At 46.0% G+C, this 18,694-nt stretch carries 19 protein-coding genes; all 19 read right to left on the bottom strand.

Translation table 11 applies throughout. The features are described from left to right. Nucleotides 1-68 precede the first annotated feature (68 nt). Entirely contained in the window at nt 69-1,478 is a 1,410-nt protein-coding gene (locus tag NLX78_RS02355) for a flagellar assembly protein A (protein WP_254349503.1), read from the bottom strand. Between the two features lie 44 nt (nt 1,479-1,522). Next, nucleotides 1,523-2,311 carry a FliA/WhiG family RNA polymerase sigma factor gene (locus NLX78_RS02350; RefSeq protein WP_016820968.1) on the bottom strand — a complete coding sequence of 263 codons (789 nt, stop codon included), beginning with the start codon at nt 2,309-2,311 and terminating at the stop codon, nt 1,523-1,525. 14 nt (nt 2,312-2,325) lie between these two features. Further along, nucleotides 2,326-2,739, bottom strand: a complete 414-nt coding sequence (locus tag NLX78_RS02345) for a hypothetical protein (RefSeq protein WP_254349502.1) — start codon at nt 2,737-2,739, stop codon at nt 2,326-2,328. A 2-nt stretch (nt 2,740-2,741) separates the two neighbouring features. After that, nucleotides 2,742-3,239, bottom strand: a complete 498-nt coding sequence (locus NLX78_RS02340; RefSeq protein ID WP_010346358.1) for a chemotaxis protein CheD — start codon at nt 3,237-3,239, stop codon at nt 2,742-2,744. Then, nucleotides 3,232-3,858: a chemotaxis protein CheC gene (locus NLX78_RS02335; protein WP_023988204.1), complete on the bottom strand. Its 627-nt coding sequence runs from the start codon at nt 3,856-3,858 to the stop codon at nt 3,232-3,234. The genes NLX78_RS02340 and NLX78_RS02335 overlap by 8 nt, the downstream gene beginning before the upstream one ends. 3 nt (nt 3,859-3,861) lie before the next feature. Then, the gene (locus tag NLX78_RS02330) at nt 3,862-4,323 is read right to left on the bottom strand and encodes a chemotaxis protein CheW (protein ID WP_007430046.1); all 462 of its coding nucleotides are present in this window, start codon (nt 4,321-4,323) and stop codon (nt 3,862-3,864) included. Between the two features lie 62 nt (nt 4,324-4,385). Next, nucleotides 4,386-6,482 (bottom strand): chemotaxis protein CheA, encoded by a 2,097-nt coding sequence (locus NLX78_RS02325; RefSeq protein WP_061829450.1) that lies wholly within the window; start codon nt 6,480-6,482, stop codon nt 4,386-4,388. A gap of 33 nt (nt 6,483-6,515) precedes the next feature. Continuing rightward, nucleotides 6,516-8,060: a chemotaxis protein CheB gene (locus NLX78_RS02320; protein ID WP_254349546.1), complete on the bottom strand. Its 1,545-nt coding sequence runs from the start codon at nt 8,058-8,060 to the stop codon at nt 6,516-6,518. A gap of 30 nt (nt 8,061-8,090) precedes the next feature. After that, complete coding sequence (locus NLX78_RS02315; protein WP_254349501.1) at nt 8,091-8,978, bottom strand: MinD/ParA family protein; 888 nt, start codon at nt 8,976-8,978, stop codon at nt 8,091-8,093. Next, complete coding sequence (gene flhF, locus NLX78_RS02310) at nt 8,975-10,417, bottom strand: flagellar biosynthesis GTPase FlhF (RefSeq protein WP_254349500.1); 1,443 nt, start codon at nt 10,415-10,417, stop codon at nt 8,975-8,977. Before flhF ends, NLX78_RS02315 begins: the two co-directional genes overlap by 4 nt. Continuing rightward, on the bottom strand, nt 10,414-12,447 hold the full coding sequence (flhA, locus tag NLX78_RS02305; RefSeq protein ID WP_235308127.1) for a flagellar biosynthesis protein FlhA: 2,034 nt from the start codon (nt 12,445-12,447) through the stop codon (nt 10,414-10,416). Before flhA ends, flhF begins: the two co-directional genes overlap by 4 nt. A gap of 23 nt (nt 12,448-12,470) precedes the next feature. After that, on the bottom strand, nt 12,471-13,583 hold the full coding sequence (gene flhB, locus NLX78_RS02300) for a flagellar biosynthesis protein FlhB (protein ID WP_039274693.1): 1,113 nt from the start codon (nt 13,581-13,583) through the stop codon (nt 12,471-12,473). Next, entirely contained in the window at nt 13,583-14,368 is a 786-nt protein-coding gene (fliR, locus tag NLX78_RS02295; RefSeq protein WP_254325826.1) for a flagellar biosynthetic protein FliR, read from the bottom strand. Before fliR ends, flhB begins: the two co-directional genes overlap by 1 nt. Before the next feature lie 10 nt (nt 14,369-14,378). Then, complete coding sequence (gene fliQ / locus NLX78_RS02290; RefSeq protein WP_007430038.1) at nt 14,379-14,648, bottom strand: flagellar biosynthesis protein FliQ; 270 nt, start codon at nt 14,646-14,648, stop codon at nt 14,379-14,381. Between the two features lie 37 nt (nt 14,649-14,685). Further along, nucleotides 14,686-15,441, bottom strand: coding sequence for a flagellar type III secretion system pore protein FliP (gene fliP, locus NLX78_RS02285; RefSeq protein ID WP_013309901.1), 756 nt, complete (start codon nt 15,439-15,441; stop codon nt 14,686-14,688). Continuing rightward, nucleotides 15,438-15,971, bottom strand: a complete 534-nt coding sequence (locus NLX78_RS02280; RefSeq protein ID WP_023988197.1) for a flagellar biosynthetic protein FliO — start codon at nt 15,969-15,971, stop codon at nt 15,438-15,440. Before NLX78_RS02280 ends, fliP begins: the two co-directional genes overlap by 4 nt. A gap of 12 nt (nt 15,972-15,983) precedes the next feature. Continuing rightward, on the bottom strand, nt 15,984-16,349 hold the full coding sequence (locus NLX78_RS02275; RefSeq protein ID WP_010346372.1) for a response regulator: 366 nt from the start codon (nt 16,347-16,349) through the stop codon (nt 15,984-15,986). 29 nt (nt 16,350-16,378) lie between these two features. Then, entirely contained in the window at nt 16,379-17,689 is a 1,311-nt protein-coding gene (gene fliY, locus NLX78_RS02270; protein WP_069291729.1) for a flagellar motor switch phosphatase FliY, read from the bottom strand. Continuing rightward, a complete protein-coding gene (fliM, locus tag NLX78_RS02265; RefSeq protein WP_029516998.1) occupies nt 17,679-18,677 on the bottom strand; it encodes a flagellar motor switch protein FliM in 999 nt (332 codons plus the stop codon). The genes fliY and fliM overlap by 11 nt, the downstream gene beginning before the upstream one ends. Nucleotides 18,678-18,694 lie beyond the last annotated feature (17 nt).

Raw genomic sequence — 18,694 nt, 5'->3', positions numbered from 1 at the left:
CTTTCCGATTGGGCATCCGTATCTGTCTTTCAAGGAATACAATGTTGAATGATTAACAGTGTGCCGAATTACACGTAGGAGGACATGCTGATGTCTCCTTCATGATAATAAAACGCCATTCTTTCCACTGAATCTTTAATAAATTTCGTATATCTGCCGATAACTATTTTAGAGCCACCGTAAATCACATTTTTCACTTCTACCCGTGCCCGGCTTGTATCCTCTAATGTTCGTTCAATTTCAAGCATTCTGGACTTGGTTTCCAAAAGCTCCTGTTCATTAGATTTTTTAGTAGACGTCAGCTTGATTCGCATAGCCATTCTTTCAGGTGCAAGCTGTCCGGCGGCGGCAAGTTGATCCAATATGGTAAGGGCCTTATTCGTTTTATCCTGGCTGTCTGTCTGCTGCTTCAAACGTGCGCGGAGTTCTGTCAGTTCATCGCGCAGTTCAGGAAGCACACCCACTTCGATAACAGTAGCTGTGGACATCGTATTACCGATGGTACGAGCTACTACCTTTTTACCAGCTTGTACACTGCCACCTACGATAAGCCCTTTGGTCCCCTCGCAGAGTACATTTAAACTCGCTTTAATCTGGGAATGCATGATGCTCTGGGATACAAGTATATCGCCTCCCGCAATCACGTTACCATCTTGTATGAATGAGCATTTGACATTTTGTGCAGCTTTCACGAACCCCTTATGGTATCCGATAATACCGCCACTGATTTCCACTGAACCTTCCGCCTCAATTTCAGCGCCTTCCACACCACCGATGACACGAATGTCGCCAGCCGCCCGAACGCGAAACCCTGTCAAGACATTCCCACGAATGACGACGGTTCCAACAAAATCAATGTTACCGACACTATAATCGACGTCCCCGTTCACTTCATATACGGGGAACACATTAAGCTTGCCCTTTTCAGTCGTAGTCACCAGTCCGTCAATAGCCGCATACATGGCAACACCTTCCGGATGGATCACTACATTTTTTCCAACTTTAAAACGCGCCTCTCTTCCTGGAAGAAAAGGAATTTCCTCTCCGGTTACAGCAATCCCCGGTACACCCGGCACAGGATCAACTCGTTCGGCAATCAGTTGTCCACGTTTTACATTTCTTAAACGAGTTAGTTCTTTATAATCCACCCGACCATCTACGGTTTCAAGTGGCTTATGTGCATCTTCGCCAGTCACAATATCAGCCAGATTAATTTTTCCGTCTTTGCCATGGATCGGCTGCTTTCCCTGAGCAATCAGTAATTTTCCGAAGAAATGATCTTCCGGATTTGCCGCAAATACGCGAATCGCATCGGTCATTAAACCGTAGGATATTTTTTGGTTGCTTAGAAAACGCTCTAATTCTTCCACAGAACAGGCAAAACCTTCTTCACGTTTGGCAAACTCCAAGTAGGCTGTTTGTTTGTCAGGTGAGACAACCACTTTTAAATACTGGTCCAAAGCATATTGCTTCTCCACAAGGGTGCTCCTTCCGTCTAACTGTTACTGTAACCTCCCGTACGTTAATCTTTACGCATTAGCAAATCCCGTTGTTTGTCCAATGTCGCTCTTAGACGTAATATTGCTTTGGAATGCAACTGTGAAATTCGCGATGGAGATAGCGACATGACCTCAGCGATTTCGCTGAGTGACAAATCCTCGTAATACAATAAAGAAACAACGATACGTTCTTTTTCAGTCAATTTATCAATGCCTTGTGCAAGGGCATCACGAAGTGTAAATTCATTGACCTTATGATCCGGATTTTTCGCCTTCTCGTCCACCAAAAGGGAAAGCCGTGTTTCCGATTCCTCTTCGCGGATCGGGTCCTCCAGTGAGACAATCGACATAACAGCGACTTCCTGGATCATACTTTGAAACTCTTTTTCAGAAACGTCCAAATAATGGCTCATCTCTTCGTCGCTTACCGTGCGTAAATATCTTTGTTCCAAATGCTGGTAGGCATCCTCGATTTTTTTTGCTTTTTCCCTAACTGAACGAGGAACCCAATCCCCTTGACGAAGACCATCCAAAATCGCTCCGCGAACACGCCAAGAAGCATAAGTCTCAAACTGCAAACCACGCTCATAGTCAAATTTCTCTAAAGCGTCAATCAAACCCATAACGCCGTTACTCGCCAGATCATCCTTGGATACATTTTTGGGCAAGCCTACTGCAAGGCGGCCCGAAACATATTCCACAATATGGAGATACTTTTCAATCAACTGTTTTTTTGCTTCCTTGTCACCGTGTTCTTTCCATTGCTCCCATAGTTCGGAATGGTTTAAATGAGCGGCTTTACGCTCGTTCATCGGCTTCACCCTCCTTATTTGTCTGTCAGGTGACGAACGGCCTTGGCCAATTCTTCAGGGTCCTTGTTGGAAACCAGCTTAGGTGGGTTTAAAGGCGCGAAACCCTTGTTCCCTTCGTCCGTCTGCTCTGGTTTCGGTTTCAGCAATTCATTCAGGTTTTCATTCTCGTCTGGTGTCGTCAGGTCCAGATTCCCCCCTACGCCATCTACCTGAGAGCTTGCCCGGCTTTGGGCATTCCCCAGATCTGGCCGCGCTACAACACCTAGTGTCCAGCGCAGCACAAATGCAAGCAGGAACCAAAAAACGAAGGCGATCAAGCCACGAATTAAGCTCGTGGTCAGCAGATTGCTGCCAACGGACAACATAAAAGTCAGAATAAATCCGACTACTCCAGACCAAAGATTAATGCGTAAGCTGCCAAATAACATGTTTATAATTCCTTTACACCTTTTTGTACGCTTCGAATATTCAAAACGCCAGTTTCAGAGTCCAACTCAATCGTTCGTCCATAATTGCCGCCTGTGTCCTCCGCAATCAAGGGAATACCGAGATCTACGAGCATCTCTTTGCATGATTCTACATTGCGTGGACCAATGCGCATGGTATCTCCACTACCGGCAAAGGCGAACATCTGCGCTCCCCCTGCCATTTTGGCAATCAGTCTGCGTCGTTCAGCACCCAATTTCAGCATCCGCTCAAATAACTCGGGCAGCGCCGTATCGGCGTATTTAGCAATATTCAGTTGCCCTTCACGTGCAATATCCGAGGATGGTAGCATCACATGTGCCATACCTGCCAGTTTCAAGTGAGGATCGTAGAGAGTCAATCCGACGCAAGAACCAAGTCCTGTCGTGCGGATCGAGTTCGGGTTACTGGTAACATTTAAGTCAGCCATACCGACTTTAATGATGCTTTTATCCTCAATCATCGTTCATCGGGACTCCTAACGACCTAAAGATTTTCCCGAACGATTCTGGATCAGGAATCAGGAAAAATTGACCCTCTATCTGATTCTGCCCTTCCAGAAACGATGTGTCAATCAATAATGCAGCATCCCCCATCTGCCCAAACTGCAGCAGTCCATAGCTGAGAATTGCTCCTGCCATGTCCAACGCCAGCGCAGGGACTGTTGGATACATAGATAAACGCGTAAAGTCTGCCAGCGAAGACAAATATGAGCCTGCTAAAATGTTTCCGATCTCCGACAGGGCTGAGTGCTCCATTTCGTTAAAACTGTCCTCATCATCTGAAGGAATATTCGCCAAACGGGAAAGTAAGCTTTTTGCCGCCTGAGGCTGCAATATGAAGAATAGATTCCCGGGGGCTTCCCCTTCTACCCTAAAAAATATGGCAACAACAAGTTGCTCATAGCCGCCGACTTTCTCGGCAATTTCCTCAAAGGGCAGCATTTGTACTTTGGGCACACCCATATCAACCGGTTTATTGAGAAGCCGGGAGAGCGCTGTAGCAGCGTTCCCCGAGCCAATGTTGCCGACTTCTTTCAACACATCCAACTTGAAGTCTTCAAGATTTCCGAGATTTTCCATATGTTAATCCTCTAAGCCTTCCAGTTGGTTCATCTCGCTACGATTCAGGACTTCAGACAAGTTCAGCATAATCAACAAGCGCTCTTCACCAATCTTAGCAACTCCGCGAAGGTATTTAGCCTTAACTCCGCCAATCACTTCCGGTGGTGTCTCGATATTGTCAGTATTCAGGTCAATAACGTCATTCGCTGAGTCAACGATAAAGCCGACTTGCATTTCACCCACTGCAACGATAATGATGCGAGTTTGATCGGTATATTCAGCTTCAGGTAATCCAAACCGGCCACGAAGATCAATAACCGGAATGACTACGCCTCTCATGTTGAATACGCCTTTAACAAAATCGTAGGTTCTTGGAACCCGTGTAATCGGCACCATGCGTTCAATAGATTGGACTTTTTCTACTTCAACACCGTATTCCTCTTCACCAAGCTTAAATACGATAACTTTAATTTCTTCTCCCATGTCTAAAAACCCTCCTTATTGATGTCAGCAACTTCACATTTCTTTCATTTTTGATGAAGACATTATTTAATGAAAACATTCGGGTCGATGATCAAAGCAACCTGACCGTCACCCAGAATCGTGGCGCCTGAAATTCCTTGGATGTTTGGAAGGTATTTGCCCAGATTTTTAAGGACAATTTCACTTTGTCCCAAAAAGTCCTGTACGGAAAGAGCTGCCAGACGGTCTCCCTTGCGGATGACCACGACCTCTGTCTCTTCTTCTTCATCTTCATTGAAGTCCGGTACCTCGAACAGCTGACTCAAGGAGATGAGCGGGATATGAGAATCGCGGAAAGCAATCATTTTATTGCCATGTACTGAACGAATTTGTGTCCGCTTGACGATCGCAGTCTCCACAATGGATGACAATGGAATCGCATATTTTTCAGAACCGATCTGTATCATCATGGCTGCAATAATGGATAGGGTCAGCGGCAATTGCACAGAGAAATTAGTGCCTTGGCCCAGTGTAGAGTGAACCGTAACATTGCCACCCAAAGCGGTGATTTTGGATTTAACAACGTCCAAACCGACACCACGTCCTGATACGTCTGAAATGACTGCAGCCGTACTGAAGCCCGGAGCAAACAACACCTGATAGGCTTCCTCGTCGGTCATGACCGCTGCTTGCTCTGCCGTCAAAATCCCTTTAGAAATAGCACTGTTTAGTACCTTATCGCGATTAATACCATTTCCGTCATCTTCAATCTCGATGAATACGTTATTTCCGCTATGGAAAGCACGCAAGTGAACCGTTCCTGTCTCAGGTTTACCAGCTGCAATCCGGTCGGCTACCGACTCAATACCATGATCCACGGAGTTCCGAAGCAAATGCACCAGAGGATCGCCAATTTCGTCGATAACAGTGCGGTCCATTTCAGTCTCTGCTCCAGTAATAACCAAATCAAGTTTTTTATCCAGCGATTTGGCCAGATCGCGCACCATACGCGGGAAACGATTGAAAACAGTATCTACTGGTACCATCCGCAATTTAAGAACGACGTTTTGCAAATCGCTGCTCACACGACTCATGTGCTCTACTGTTTCTGTCAGTGCTGGATTGGAAGCTTCACTTGCCAACTGCTCTAACCGCACACGGTCAATGAGCAACTCGCTAAATAAGTTCATAAGTACATCCAGGCGTTCAATATCTACGCGAATCGTACGGTTATGCGTAGGCGCAGCTGCCTTAGCTGCTGGCGCTTTACCTGCTGCTGGCTTAGCCACAGAGGCCGCAGCTGGAGACTGCGGCTGGGATGGAGCAGGTGGTTGCACGGCAACAGGTGCTTCCTGCACCGCAGCAGCCTCAGCCAGTCCAGCAGTAACTTCGCTCATTTGTTTAAGCGATTCCTGATCTAGTTGTACCACTGAGACAGTGTCAATTTCAGAGATACCCGCGATTTCCTTTTCCAGCTCCCCAACTTCTTTCTGCGTTATGTAATATAACGAGAAGCTTTGCTCGAATTTCTCCTGCTCAATATCCTGTACCGACGGATAGGCCTTGACGATTTCACCTGAGTTTTCCAGCGTATTGAACACCATAAAGGCACGTGCCGCTTTCAACTGGCTCTCTGAGCTGATTGTTACCTGTATATAGTGAACACGATGTCCTTCAGAAATAGATTGCTCCAGTACAGAATACTGGAACTGATCCAAGACAAGCCCAGCACTATCGTTTTTGTCCACTTTTTTAGATGGAGACTCCTCAGTGGCAGCATTTGTGCCGGACTTTTGGAAATCCCCACTCACGATGGATTGTAGTGAAGATACAATAGAGGAGACATCCGCTTTTCCGTCGCCTCCCTCTGTAATGTGCTGCACCATGGACTCCAAAGCATCCAATCCTTTAAATAAGGTATCGAATATAAATTCATGCATCGCCAGCTTGTTGTTACGTACCAGATCAAGAACGTTTTCCATTTGGTGAGTTAGCGATGCTAGGTCTTCAAATCCCATCGTAGCAGCCATTCCTTTGAGGGTATGGGCAGAACGGAAAATCACCTGAACGATGCCTAGATCGGTTGGATTGCTTTCCAGTTGAAGCATTTTTTCGTTAAGAGATTGCAGATGATCATTCGACTCATCAATAAACATGTTTAAATATTGGTTCATGTCCATTGTGAGACACCTCCTCCATGAGTTACACTCCGATTATTTCACAACTTGTACAAGCTTGGGGGCGATCTCCTGCATTGGCAGAAGGTGACGCACACATTTTAACTCTACTGCTGAGCGGGGCATTCCGTACACTACACAAGTTTCCTCATTTTCAGCAAATGTGGATTGTACCCCAGCATCATAAAGCTTTTTCATCATTTTGGCCCCATCGCTCCCCATTCCAGTGAGCAATACTAGATGCCGCTCCAACGAGGTTAACGAGAGCAACGATTCAAACATCGTATCTACGGAAGGACGGTGACCATTGCGAGCTTCCTCCATCTTCAGTGACACAGTGTATTTACCACCGGCTCCTGGCACAATTCTTAGTTGATATCCCCCTGGGGCAATGTAGGCCGTTCCAGTCTCCAGCGTCATTCCCTGCTCAGCCTCCACAACTCGGAGTGGACTTAACGTGTTCAAGCGTTGTGCCAGCGAACGAGTGAAGTTTGGCGGCATATGCTGAACGATAACGATTGGAGCAGGAAAATCACCAGGAATGCGTTCCAACAGCGTCTTAAGCGCCCGCGGACCGCCCGTAGAACATCCCACCGCCACCAGTTTGCGAAAGCTGGACGTATGCACACCTTTTTTAAGAGAAAATCCTTTAGGTGCGGCAGGAACTGTAGGTGCCGTTACTGGAGGCGTAGCAGCCGCTGGAATAGGAGTAGCTGATGAACTCACCGTCTTACGGGGCTCCGGCTTAACCAGCCCTGCTTTATCCTTACCATACAGCGATTTGTCAGCGGCCGTATTAGAACTGTTTAGTTTCCCTGGTGTTCGTCCCATCCCCTTGGACAGGTCTTCCTTCTTCTGAACAGTAGGTGCTTGGACTGACTTGCTTGGCTGAGCAGCTGGCTGTTCTATACGCCCCGCCGTAACAGATGTTCCAGACTGTTGTCGTTTCGTTTCCTGCTTGGCTGCTGCCGGGACGGACTTGCTAGCGTCACGCTTCGGCTGAGCTGATACAGCAGGTGAAGGAGCAGCCGGAACAACAGGAGGCTTGTCTGTCGAAGCTTGACTGCCTGCTCGTTTCTCAGTCACCGCCTGTCCTGTAGGCTTTTCCTGTGGCGTTTTTTTCGCTTGTTCCAATGCAGCTTTGCGCTCATTAGCTTCCTTGCGCTCGAGGCGGCTCCGCACTGCTTGCATAGCAGTGTGCATCTGTTCCAGCAACGCCTTGCTCACTTGCTCGATATCTTGCGCATGAGCAATGGAAGGCTTTCTTATAAAATCGAAAGCTCCTGCCTCCAAAGCCATGATGGTCTCCTTCATGCCTTGTTCATTAATGCCTGACAGCATAATAATAGGTAGCGGATGGGCTGCCATAATCAATGGCAATGCTTCAAGACCATTCATTTCAGGCATCTCGACATCCATGGTGACCAAATCGGGCTGCAATTCCTTCACTTTCTCTACAGCCTCTTTGCCATTGGCGGCTGTACCTACGATGTTGAACGACTCATCCCTTACAATTAAATCTGTAATAATTTTGCGCATAAAGGCCGAATCATCTACAACCAGCACCCGGTAAGCACACATGTTAAACACCTCTGTTTCCTCTCATCAAAATCAATGTACAGAACGTCGCAACCATTTTTGCATAAACCCTTTAATTCCAGTCAATGCACCTGATTGCGGAATCTGTGGCATTGCTGCAAAACGGTGTGCCAGATTCAATACATCTCTTGAAGCCGCACATCCCGGAAAAGCAACCATAAAAGGTACTTGCCTTTTGACTGCTTGCATGACATGAGTATCATCACTGATATGCCCAAGCAACGGGATTTCGATCTCCAAAAAGCGTTTCGCAACCAGTGCGATCTTATCGGCAACTTGACGGGCCTCATTATCGTTATCGGCACGATTGACTATAATTTTGAATACCGTATCCTTTTGCAAACCGCTGACGACTTTAATTAGCGCATACGCATCTGTTAAGGACGTCGGTTCCGGTGTGGTTACGACCAGGCATTCGTCAGCTGAAGTGATGAATTTAAGGTTTTCTTTAGATAAACCTGCACCTGTATCAAATAGAATGTAATCCATATCTGCCGCCATTTTTTCTACTTCTTCGGCAAAATAATTCAGATCGTCATCCGATAACGTAAACAATTCGCTCAAGCCCGATCCTCCAGCAATATAAGGCAAACCACCTATACCCGTTTGAATAATTTCATCAATTGATTTCTCACGTTTTAACAGGTGAAGAAGATTGTATTGTGAATTGGCCCCCATTAATACATCAATATTGGCCATACCGATATCAGCATCAAACACAAGTACCTTTCGACCAAGGGATTGCAGAGCCAGAGCAAAATTCAGCGTAAAATTGGATTTGCCCACCCCGCCTTTACCACTGGTGATCGTTATAATTTTGGCTTGACGATTACGTGGGGGCAATCGATATTTATCCAAGGAAGAAGCCATTTGTCTAAGGGATTGGGCTTGGTCACTCATATGGAATCTCCGTTAGCTCCTGATGATGCTTTGGGTCCAAGCAGCATGCTTGTCACCATTTCTGTATCGGGATGAAGCAGGTCGTCAGGAACATTTTGTCCATTGGTAATATAGGCCAGTTGCATCGGAAATTGATGCAAAAGATTAAACATTCCACCGCAGCTACCTGTCTCGTCCATCTTAGTAAATACAACCTTACCAAGACCAAACTTACTGAAATGTCCAGTTATATTGAGCATATCTTTGCTTTTGGATGTCAGGCTGAGTACCAGATACGTCTCACTTTCATTAATAGGCGAAAGCAGACTTTGCAGTTCCGAAACAAGTAATTCATTACGATAATTTCGTCCTGCGGTATCCATGAGGATCAGGTCACAATGTTCCAGACGTTGAATGGCTCTGTGGACGTCACCGGGAGACTGCACAACTTCAAGCGGTACATTCAAAATCGTAGCATATGTACGCAGTTGCTCGACGGCTGAAATCCGGTACGTGTCAGAAGTAATAAATCCAACTTTGCGATGATGCTTAAACAACTGCTCTGCTGCTAACTTGGCAATGGTTGTCGTTTTCCCTACTCCGGTAGGACCTGCCACATACACAATTTTGGTATCTTTGGAGATCCCTTTGTCCAGTCTTGTCTGAATAAAACTGGCCACTTCCTCACGAAAGACTTGTTCCCAATCAAAAGTTTCAGGCGCAAAAGGATGCTCACTCCGGCGCACATATACCTGTTCGAGCCAATACTCCAGTAAATCGCGTTCCACTTCCTGCTCCAGCACACGCTCACAAATCTCTTGCAGCGGCTCCGGCCAAGTACTTTCCAATGAAGAATTACGGGAAAACCGAGTCATCATAGCCTTCATTTCCCGCAATTCATTAAGCAGAGCCTGATTTTCCTCCGCTCCGCTCTTGTCTGGAACGCTTACTTCAATGGGCTGTTTAAACAGTTCACTGGATGATTTCATGTTCGAAATCAATGCTTCATGATCAAGTGCTTGAGACATAGTCTCCAGATTATTAGCAGGCCTAGATAACAAATGCTCAGTTGCTGAAGCTGCCTGTTCTGCATCATTCGTTAATTCAGCTTGTTCTTCTTTGGAACCACCCGTTATCTGCGTTACCCGCCGATAAGCTTCTGGAGCAGCTTGTCTGGGAACCACAGGCATAAATGATTTTTCTGGCTGTTTAGGAGCGTTCATTTGAGGTGAAGCCGTCTGGGCAAGCTCTTGTGAAGATGGTCCAAACCGTCGTGGCTTTTGAGGTTGCTTCTCCTCTACCGCAGCTACCACTTCGATTTTCTTTTTACTGAACATTCCCATGAAACCGCCGACCTTCATTTCCTTTGTACTTAAAATGACGGCGTCTGTTCCTAAGTCACCCCTGATTTGCAGCATAGCTTCTGGCATGGTATCCACTACATATCGTTTCACTCTCATAAGTTCACCACCCCGACACTTTGAATTTCAACGTTCGGCTCCAGCTCACTGTACGACAGCACCGGGACATCCTGCATAGTCCGCTCCATCACTTGCCGCAAATACATCCGAATTGTCGGTGACGTTAACACAATAGGCTGCTGTCCAGATTGAATGAGACGGTTGATTTGCTCCATCATCCTTTGATACACCGTTTGCGTAGACACCGGATCAAGAGCCAAATAGCTACCTTGCTCCGACTGTTGCACGCTTTCAGCAATTTTCTTCTCCAATCCTGGTCCCACTGTGATAACGCGTAACGTCTCCCCTTGTTGGGCAAATTGCTGCGTAATCTGGCGGGACAACGCCTGACGGACATATTCAGTCAGCACGTCAGGATCTTTTGTATAAGTACCGTAGTCAGCTAGCGTTTCGAAAATAGTCACCATATCGCGAATGGAGATTTTTTCTTTCAACAGCTTGGCTAATACTTTTTGTACATCCCCAATCGCAAGCACAGAAGGAATAAGGTCGTCCACCAGCACTGGATAATTCTCTTTGAGATTGTCGACCAGCGACCGTGTTTCCTGTCTGCCAAGCAACTCATGAGCATGTTTCTTGATCGTCTCCGTAAGATGAGTAGCTACAACTGAAGGTGGATCAACTACGGTATAACCCGATAGTTCCGCAACATCCTTGGTGTTCTCATCAATCCAGAGCGCGGGCAATCCGAAGGCCGGTTCTGTCGTTTCAATCCCTGAAATAGAATCGTCATCGTATCCCGGACTCATAGCCAGGTAATGATTTAACAGAAGCTCCCCGCCGCCCACGGTATTACCTTTAATTTTAATGACATATTCGTTAGGCTTGAGCTGAATGTTATCCCGAATACGAATGACCGGCACAACCAAACCCAGCTCCAAAGCACATTGACGACGGATCATAATAATCCGATCCAATAAATCCCCGCCCTGCTGTGTATCCGCCAGCGGAATTAACCCGTATCCAAATTCAAATTCAATTGGATCTACCTGAAGCAGATTAATGACACTTTCTGGACTACGGACTTCTTCAATTTGTTGCTCCTCTTCCAGCTGTTCATCAGCTATCTGCTTGCGTTCCATATTGCCCTGCATTCTTCGAGCCGCGAAAAACAGCAGAATCGCCAGTGGAAGAGTTGTAATGATATGAATAGGCGTGAAGAGGCCCAATAATGCAATTGTGGCAGCCACAATGTAGATCAGTTTTGGATAAGAAAAGAGCTGTCCAGTTAAATCCTCTGCCAAGTTGCCATCCGACGTAGCCCGCGTAACAATCAAGCCTGACGCCGTGGATATGAGCAGTGCGGGAATCTGGCTGACCAGTCCGTCACCAATGGTGAGTACAGAATAAGTCGACAGCGCCTCTTGAAATCCTTTTCCCTGAACGGCCATACCGATAATAAAGCCGCCGACCAAGTTAATGATCAAAATGATAATACTAGCAATGGCATCACCTTTAACGAATTTACTCGCACCATCCATCGCTCCGTAAAAATCAGCTTCCCGTTCGATTTTACTGCGTCGTTCACGGGCTTGCTGCTCATTGATCAAACCTGCATTCAGATCAGCATCAATACTCATTTGTTTACCCGGCATCGCATCCAATGTAAACCGTGCGCCTACCTCAGCAACCCGCTCAGATCCCTTGGTGATAACAATGAACTGTACGACCACGAGAATGAGAAAGACAACAAAACCGACGGCAATTTGCCCTCCTGCAATCCAACTACCAAACGTAGCAACTACTTCCCCTGCATGGCCCTCACCTAAAATAAGTTTGGTTGTAGAGATATTAAGTGCCAAACGAAACAACGTTGTAATGAGTAGCAATGAAGGGAAAATAGAAAACTGTAAAGCTTCCTTCGTATTCATAGAAACGAGTAGAATCATCAAAGCAATAGAAATATTAATGACGAGTAGGATATCCAGCAGCCATGATGGGATCGGGAGAATCATCATAAGAACGATACCGATGACGCCTGCAAGGACAGTTATTTCTTTTATTTTCACGGGTCTCTAGCCCTCCGATCCCTTTATTTCACTTTACCTTTTAATTTATATACATACGCCAGCACTTCGGCAACGGCCTGGAACAGATCAGCTGGTATCGCATCCCCGATTTCGGCTCTTTGAAACAGCGCCCGCGCCAGCGGCTTGTTTTCCATCGTTATTACGCCGTTTTGCTTGGCAATTTCTTTAATTCGGAGCGCAACGTAATCTTGCCCTTTCGCAATAATCTGCGGCGCTTCCATCTCCGAACCGTCATATTTCAAAGCCACAGCAAAGTGCGTAGGGTTGGTGATAATGACATCTGCATTAGGAACCTCCTGCATCATACGCTGCATAGCCATACGGCGCTGACGCTCGCGAATTTTCCCTTTGATCAGCGGGTCACCCTCCATTTTCTTGTATTCATCCTTGATGTCTTGTTTGGACATTTTCAGGTTTTTCTCATGCTCATAACGTTGATACATATAATCCAATACCGCTAAAACGAACAGTACCACACCAATTTTGAGCCCCAGTTCCATCGTTAATGAAGCTGTAAAGCTCAACATCTGATCGCCGGACATTTCAGCCAGTTTGGGTAGGTCAGCTTTTGTTTTCCAGAGTACGCTGTACACCAGATAACCAATTACAGTCATCTTTAAAACGGATTTTAGGAATTCAACCAATGACCTCATGGAAAAAATATTTTTGAATCCTTTAATCGGATCAATCTTGCTAAACTTGGGCGTAATGCCCTCTCCGGTTAATAAAAAGCCGATCTGCATGTAATTGGCTGCTATCCCGATGACAATAGCCCCAATAAAAATAGGTGCTAGCATAATCAAGATTTGCACGCCATACTCGCCCATCATCAGCAGCGTTGTGTTCGGCGTTACCTCCATAGAGAGCCGATTCACAAAAATATCTCGAAATAGTCGAACTGCATGGTCCTTAAAATACCCGCCGAAAATCATGAGGCAAAAAAACGTAACCAGCAGGACACCAGCGGCGGGCAACTCCATGCTTTTGGCAACCTGCCCTTTTTGTCTTGCATCCTGTTTCTTTTTGGGTGTAGCTTTTTCCGTTTTTTCCCCTGAGAACAACTGCAGGTTCATAGCATATTTAAATGACAAACTACGTTCCTCCAGACCAGACATTAAGGACGATTACCCATAATATCCAACAAGTTGCGCATGGATTCGAACATCACCGAAAACAATCTTTCGAATATAAAAGCAAAACTTGGCATGAGAAGCAGTAACATGAACAGTCCCACAATAATTTTAAGAGGTACACCAATAACAAAAATGTTGAATTGTGGCGCTGTTTTAGCTAAAAAACCAAGTCCCACATCTGTTAAAAAGGTAGCCACTACAATGGGAGCAGCAATTTGAAAGGCAAGCATAAATGATTCCGCAAAAGAACGTACTAGGAATTCAGTTACACTGCCACCATACAGCTTTACAAAAAAATCATTTGTCAACGGTACCCAATCATAGCTGTATAAGATAGCATTTAGCAGATGATGGTGCCCATTTATACTTAAAAAGAACAATACAGCTATGGCAAACTTAAAATTCCCCGTTAAAGGCGTTGAAGCCCCTGTCATGGGATCAAACACACTCGCCATTCCGAAGCCTACCTGTAGGTCTATAAATGAACCTGCGGTTTGGATCGCTGTCATGAACAGATATGCAGTAAACCCCAATAACAACCCAATCAGCACTTCACGGCCCACTAACAGCACATACGATACATCGGTCGGTACCTGTTGATGCGTACCATATGTAAGATACACGACCAAAGCTAGAAATCCTGAAATTCCAACCTTAAAGATATTAGGTACCCCTCGGGTTGAAAAAATAGGCGCTACTACAAAAAATGAGGTAATCCGACAAAAAATCAGCAAAAAAACAGGAAAACTCTGTAACAATATGTTCATAACATTCAGCCTAACCTATATATTTGTACAAATTGTCTAGAATGTTATACGTAAAGTCAACTAATGTGGTCAATATCCAGGGCCCGAACAAAAGCAATGCCAGCAATACGGCGACAATCTTCGGAACAAAGGCCAGTGTTTGCTCCTGAATTTGGGTTGTCGCCTGAAAAATACTGATAATCAAACCCACGACTAGCCCCAAAATCAGCATCGGAGCGCTCACCTTGAGTACAATGTACACCGCTTGCCCAGCCAGGGAAATAATAAACTCCGAAGTCATTGCCGTCCTCCTTGATTGCTGTCCTTGCATGAAGTATTCATGTGTTAAAACTCAGAAGCAATGATTTGACTACCAAATACCAACCATCTACAAGTACGAAGAGCAGTATTTTAAAAGGAAGTGAAATCATTACCGGTGGTAGCATCATCATCCCCATAGCCATGAGTGTACTCGACACCACAATGTCTATAACTAAAAATGGTATGAAAATCATAAAGCCCATCTGAAATGCCGTTTTCAACTCACTGATTGCATAAGCCGGAACCATCACCGTTAGTGGAATATCCTGATAATTCTTTGGTTTTTCCATCTTGGTGTATTTCATAAAGAGTAGTAGATCCTTCTCACGTGTATGAGAGAACATAAAGGTCTTGATCGGTACCGATGCCTTATCCAGCGCCTGAGACTGTGTTATATCCCCCTTGAGATACGGCTGAAGTGCGGTTTCATTCATAGCTGAGAACGTCGGTGCCATAATGAATAAAGTGAGAAACAAAGCCAGTCCGACAAGCACCTGATTAGGCGGCATCTGCTGGGTTCCCAGCGAAGTTCGCACAAAGCCAAGCACAATCACAATTCGCGTAAAACTTGTCATAAGTACAAGCAATGCAGGCGCTACACTAATGACAGTAATAAGTAAAATAATAGACAGCGAGGTGGCACCGGGCTGTCCTTTGTCCGAATTGCCGACTTGAATATCAATGTTCGGAATCGGTTCCGCAGAGGCCGCCGTCACCGAAATGAAGCTGAACAAGACAAGCAGCAAACATGCAAGTATAATCTTTTTTCTCATGAATCTCCCGACCGATCTGTAGTATTCTCCTCATTGCGCAGCTTTTCAAGTTTATCCTTGCGATTCGGCATTTGCCGAAGCTTGGATTCAAACATCTCGTGAAAAGATGTCTCCTCTTCAGGCTGCTGCTGTGCCGCGTTGTTCCGGCGAAGCTTATCCGCAATTTTAGCGAATAGCGGGGCAATCGGGCCGCGCTGCAGAGAAGCTTCCTGCTCCAGTGCGGCCAAAATTTGCTCCACTTCTTCAGGATCGGATACTTTGTCAACAAGCCGGATATCTTCTCCCACACCAATGAGGTACACACTGCTACCAACTTCAACAAGCTGAAGGGATTTATTGGGACCAAGCCCCACGCCTCCCAGTATGCGAACGGAGCGGTTGCTGAACCAGCTCTGATTTCTTTTACTCAAAAACCGTATCAAGTACACGATCAGTACGATGATAAAGATTAGCACGAAAAGGACCCAGGCAATGTTGCCTATATTGCTGGATGTACTCAATGCGTCAGAGGCACCCTGTTGTGTATCCATACTGGGTGCGCCTTACACACCCAGTGTTTTGTTGATGGCTTCGATAACCCGATCCGATTGGAAAGGCTTAACGATAAAATCTTTTGCGCCAGCTTGAATGGCATCAATAACCATTGCTTGCTGACCCATCGCGGAACACATGATAACCTTTGCGTTCGCGTCAATTTGTTTGATTTCCTTCAGAGCGGCAATGCCGTCCATTTCAGGCATCGTGATATCCATCGTAATCAGGTCCGGACGAAGCTCCTTGAATTTTTCAATGGCCTGTGATCCGTCCTGGGCCTCTCCTACTACTTCAAATCCATTTTTGGACAGGATGTCCCGAATCATCATTCTCATAAATGCAGCATCGTCCACGATCAAAATACGGTTTGCCATCTGAAATAAATCCTCCCTAAATTATGCTTTTATTGTAATTTTTGAATACGGTCCCATTGGCTTACAATATCTGTTACACGCACGCCAAAGTTCTCGTCGATTACGACAACCTCGCCCTTGGCAATCAGTTTGTTGTTAACCAAAATGTCCACCGGCTCCCCGGCAAGCTTGTCCAGTTCAATAATTGAACCTTGTGAGAGCTCCAGAATATCTTTAATTTGCTTTTGGGTCCTTCCTAATTCTACGGTGACTCTAAGGGGAATGTCCATCAATAAATTTAAATTGTTTTCATCCACTTGCGCAAATGCACCGGACTGCAAGTTAGAAAATTGTACAGGTTGTACATTTACATTACGTCCCGGTACTGCGCCGTAGTGATGAGGCGTTCCGTAAGGAGCTTGCGGCGGTACCCCAGCTGGCATTCCATAACCCGGTGTTCCATAGCCTGGAGCGCCCTGTTGCCCATATCCCGGATCTTGAGGATACATTGGCGGTTGTTGCCCATAGCCTGCGTCTTGCGGCGCCTGCGCGGCTGCAGGTGGCTGTTGATAGGCTGGTGCAGGCGGTTGCTGCGGAACGCTAGCTTGTTGCGGCGCTTCGGGAGCAGCTGTTGCAGCTACCTGTTGTGCGGACGCTTGCGGTTGTTCTTCATCCTCTCCGCCATTCATTAGGATGCTCACCATTTTTTTGGCGAAATTAACAGGCAACAGTTGCATCAGCGTAGAGTCAATGAGATCCCCGATCAATAACCGGAAGGATACTGTAATGAGCGTCTCTTCATCCGGCAGACTAGATACTCCATCACCGTGCATAGGATCCAAAATATCAATCCCTGGTGGAGAGATATTAACAAAACGATTAAACATGGTAGACATAGAGGTCGCCGACGATCCCATCATCTGGTTCATCGCTTCCTGCACGGCACTGATGTGAATTTCATTCAATTCTTCATCCGCTGGGTTACCTTCACCACCAAGCATTAAGTCCGCTATCACTTGTGCATCACGCTTTTTGATTACGAGTGAGTTAATACCCTCGAATCCATCGACATAATTTACATGTACAGCTACGTGTGGCTTTGGAAATGCAGTTTCAAATTCAGAACGGGTAATAATTGAAACTTTAGGTGTCGTAATATCCACCTTTTGACCGAGCAGTGTGGAAAGAGCCGTAGCTGCGCTGCCGAACGTTATATTACCGATTTCCCCGAGAGCATCCTGCTCCAGAGGAGTCAGAAAATCGTCAACGGTCTTGTTGGCGGGAGTAGAATCCGTCCCCGCTTCAGACTGTTTCAGCAAGGCATCGATTTCCTCCTGGGACAAATAGTCTTTACTCGTCAATTTCTTCAACTCCTTCGTTGACAATTTCATCAATTTGTACGGCAACACGATCTCTTACCATGCCGGGACTTCCCATAAACTTCAATTTCTCGCCTACCCGGATGGATAGTCCTTCTTTGACAGGCTTGTTCAATGAAATGACATCCCCTACCGAAAGACCCAGAAACTCGGCTACATTTATCCGGGATTCACCCAACTCCGCAATAATAGGGAGCTCTGCTTTGGTGACCCGTAATCTCAAGGCGTCGATCTCTTCGGGCGCCCTTGATTTCTTTTCGGATGTAAACCACTGGTGCGTGGACAGTCTGGCCATAATGGGTTCCAATACCACGTGCGGGATACAGAGGTTAATCATCCCTGTGGTATCACCAATTTTGGTACTAAGCGAAATCAGAGCAATCGTTTCATTGGGCGAAACAATCTGCATAAACTGCGGATTCGTTTCCATCGCCTCTAAGCGCGGTTCAATGTCCAGTACCGTTTTCCAAGCCTCTTGCAGGCTATCAAAGGTACGGCTGAAAATTCGCTCCATGATCGTCGTCTCGATTTCGGTCAACGCAGTAACCTTTGACGGTGCCGAACCTGTTCCTCCGAGAAGCCTGTCCAACATGGCATAAGCAACGTTCGGGTGAACCTCAAGCACCATACGGCCTTCCAGCGGTTCAGCTTCAAAAATGTTTAGAATGGTCATTTTCGGAATGGAGCGAATGAATTCATCATAAGGAAGCTGCTCCACCTGAACGACATTAATTTGGACAAAAGTACGAAGCTGCGCTGAAAAATATGTGGTCAGATACCGCGCAAAGTTCTCGTGTATCCGCGTCAGACTCCGTATATGATCCTTGGAAAACCTAAGCGCTCTTTTAAAATCATAAGCGCGAACTTTCTTTTGGGTATCTTCCTTTTTAAGTTCTTCCGCATCCATTTCACCGGACGAAAGAGCTGCTAAAAGGGCATCAATTTCCCCTTGTGACAGTACATCCACCAATGTTATTCACCCCCTTA

It is taken from the genome of Paenibacillus sp. Lou8.1, assembly GCF_024213565.1.
Classification (GTDB): Bacteria; Bacillota; Bacilli; order Paenibacillales; family Paenibacillaceae; genus Paenibacillus; species Paenibacillus polymyxa_B.
This window is presented reverse-complemented; position numbering and strand designations above follow the sequence as displayed.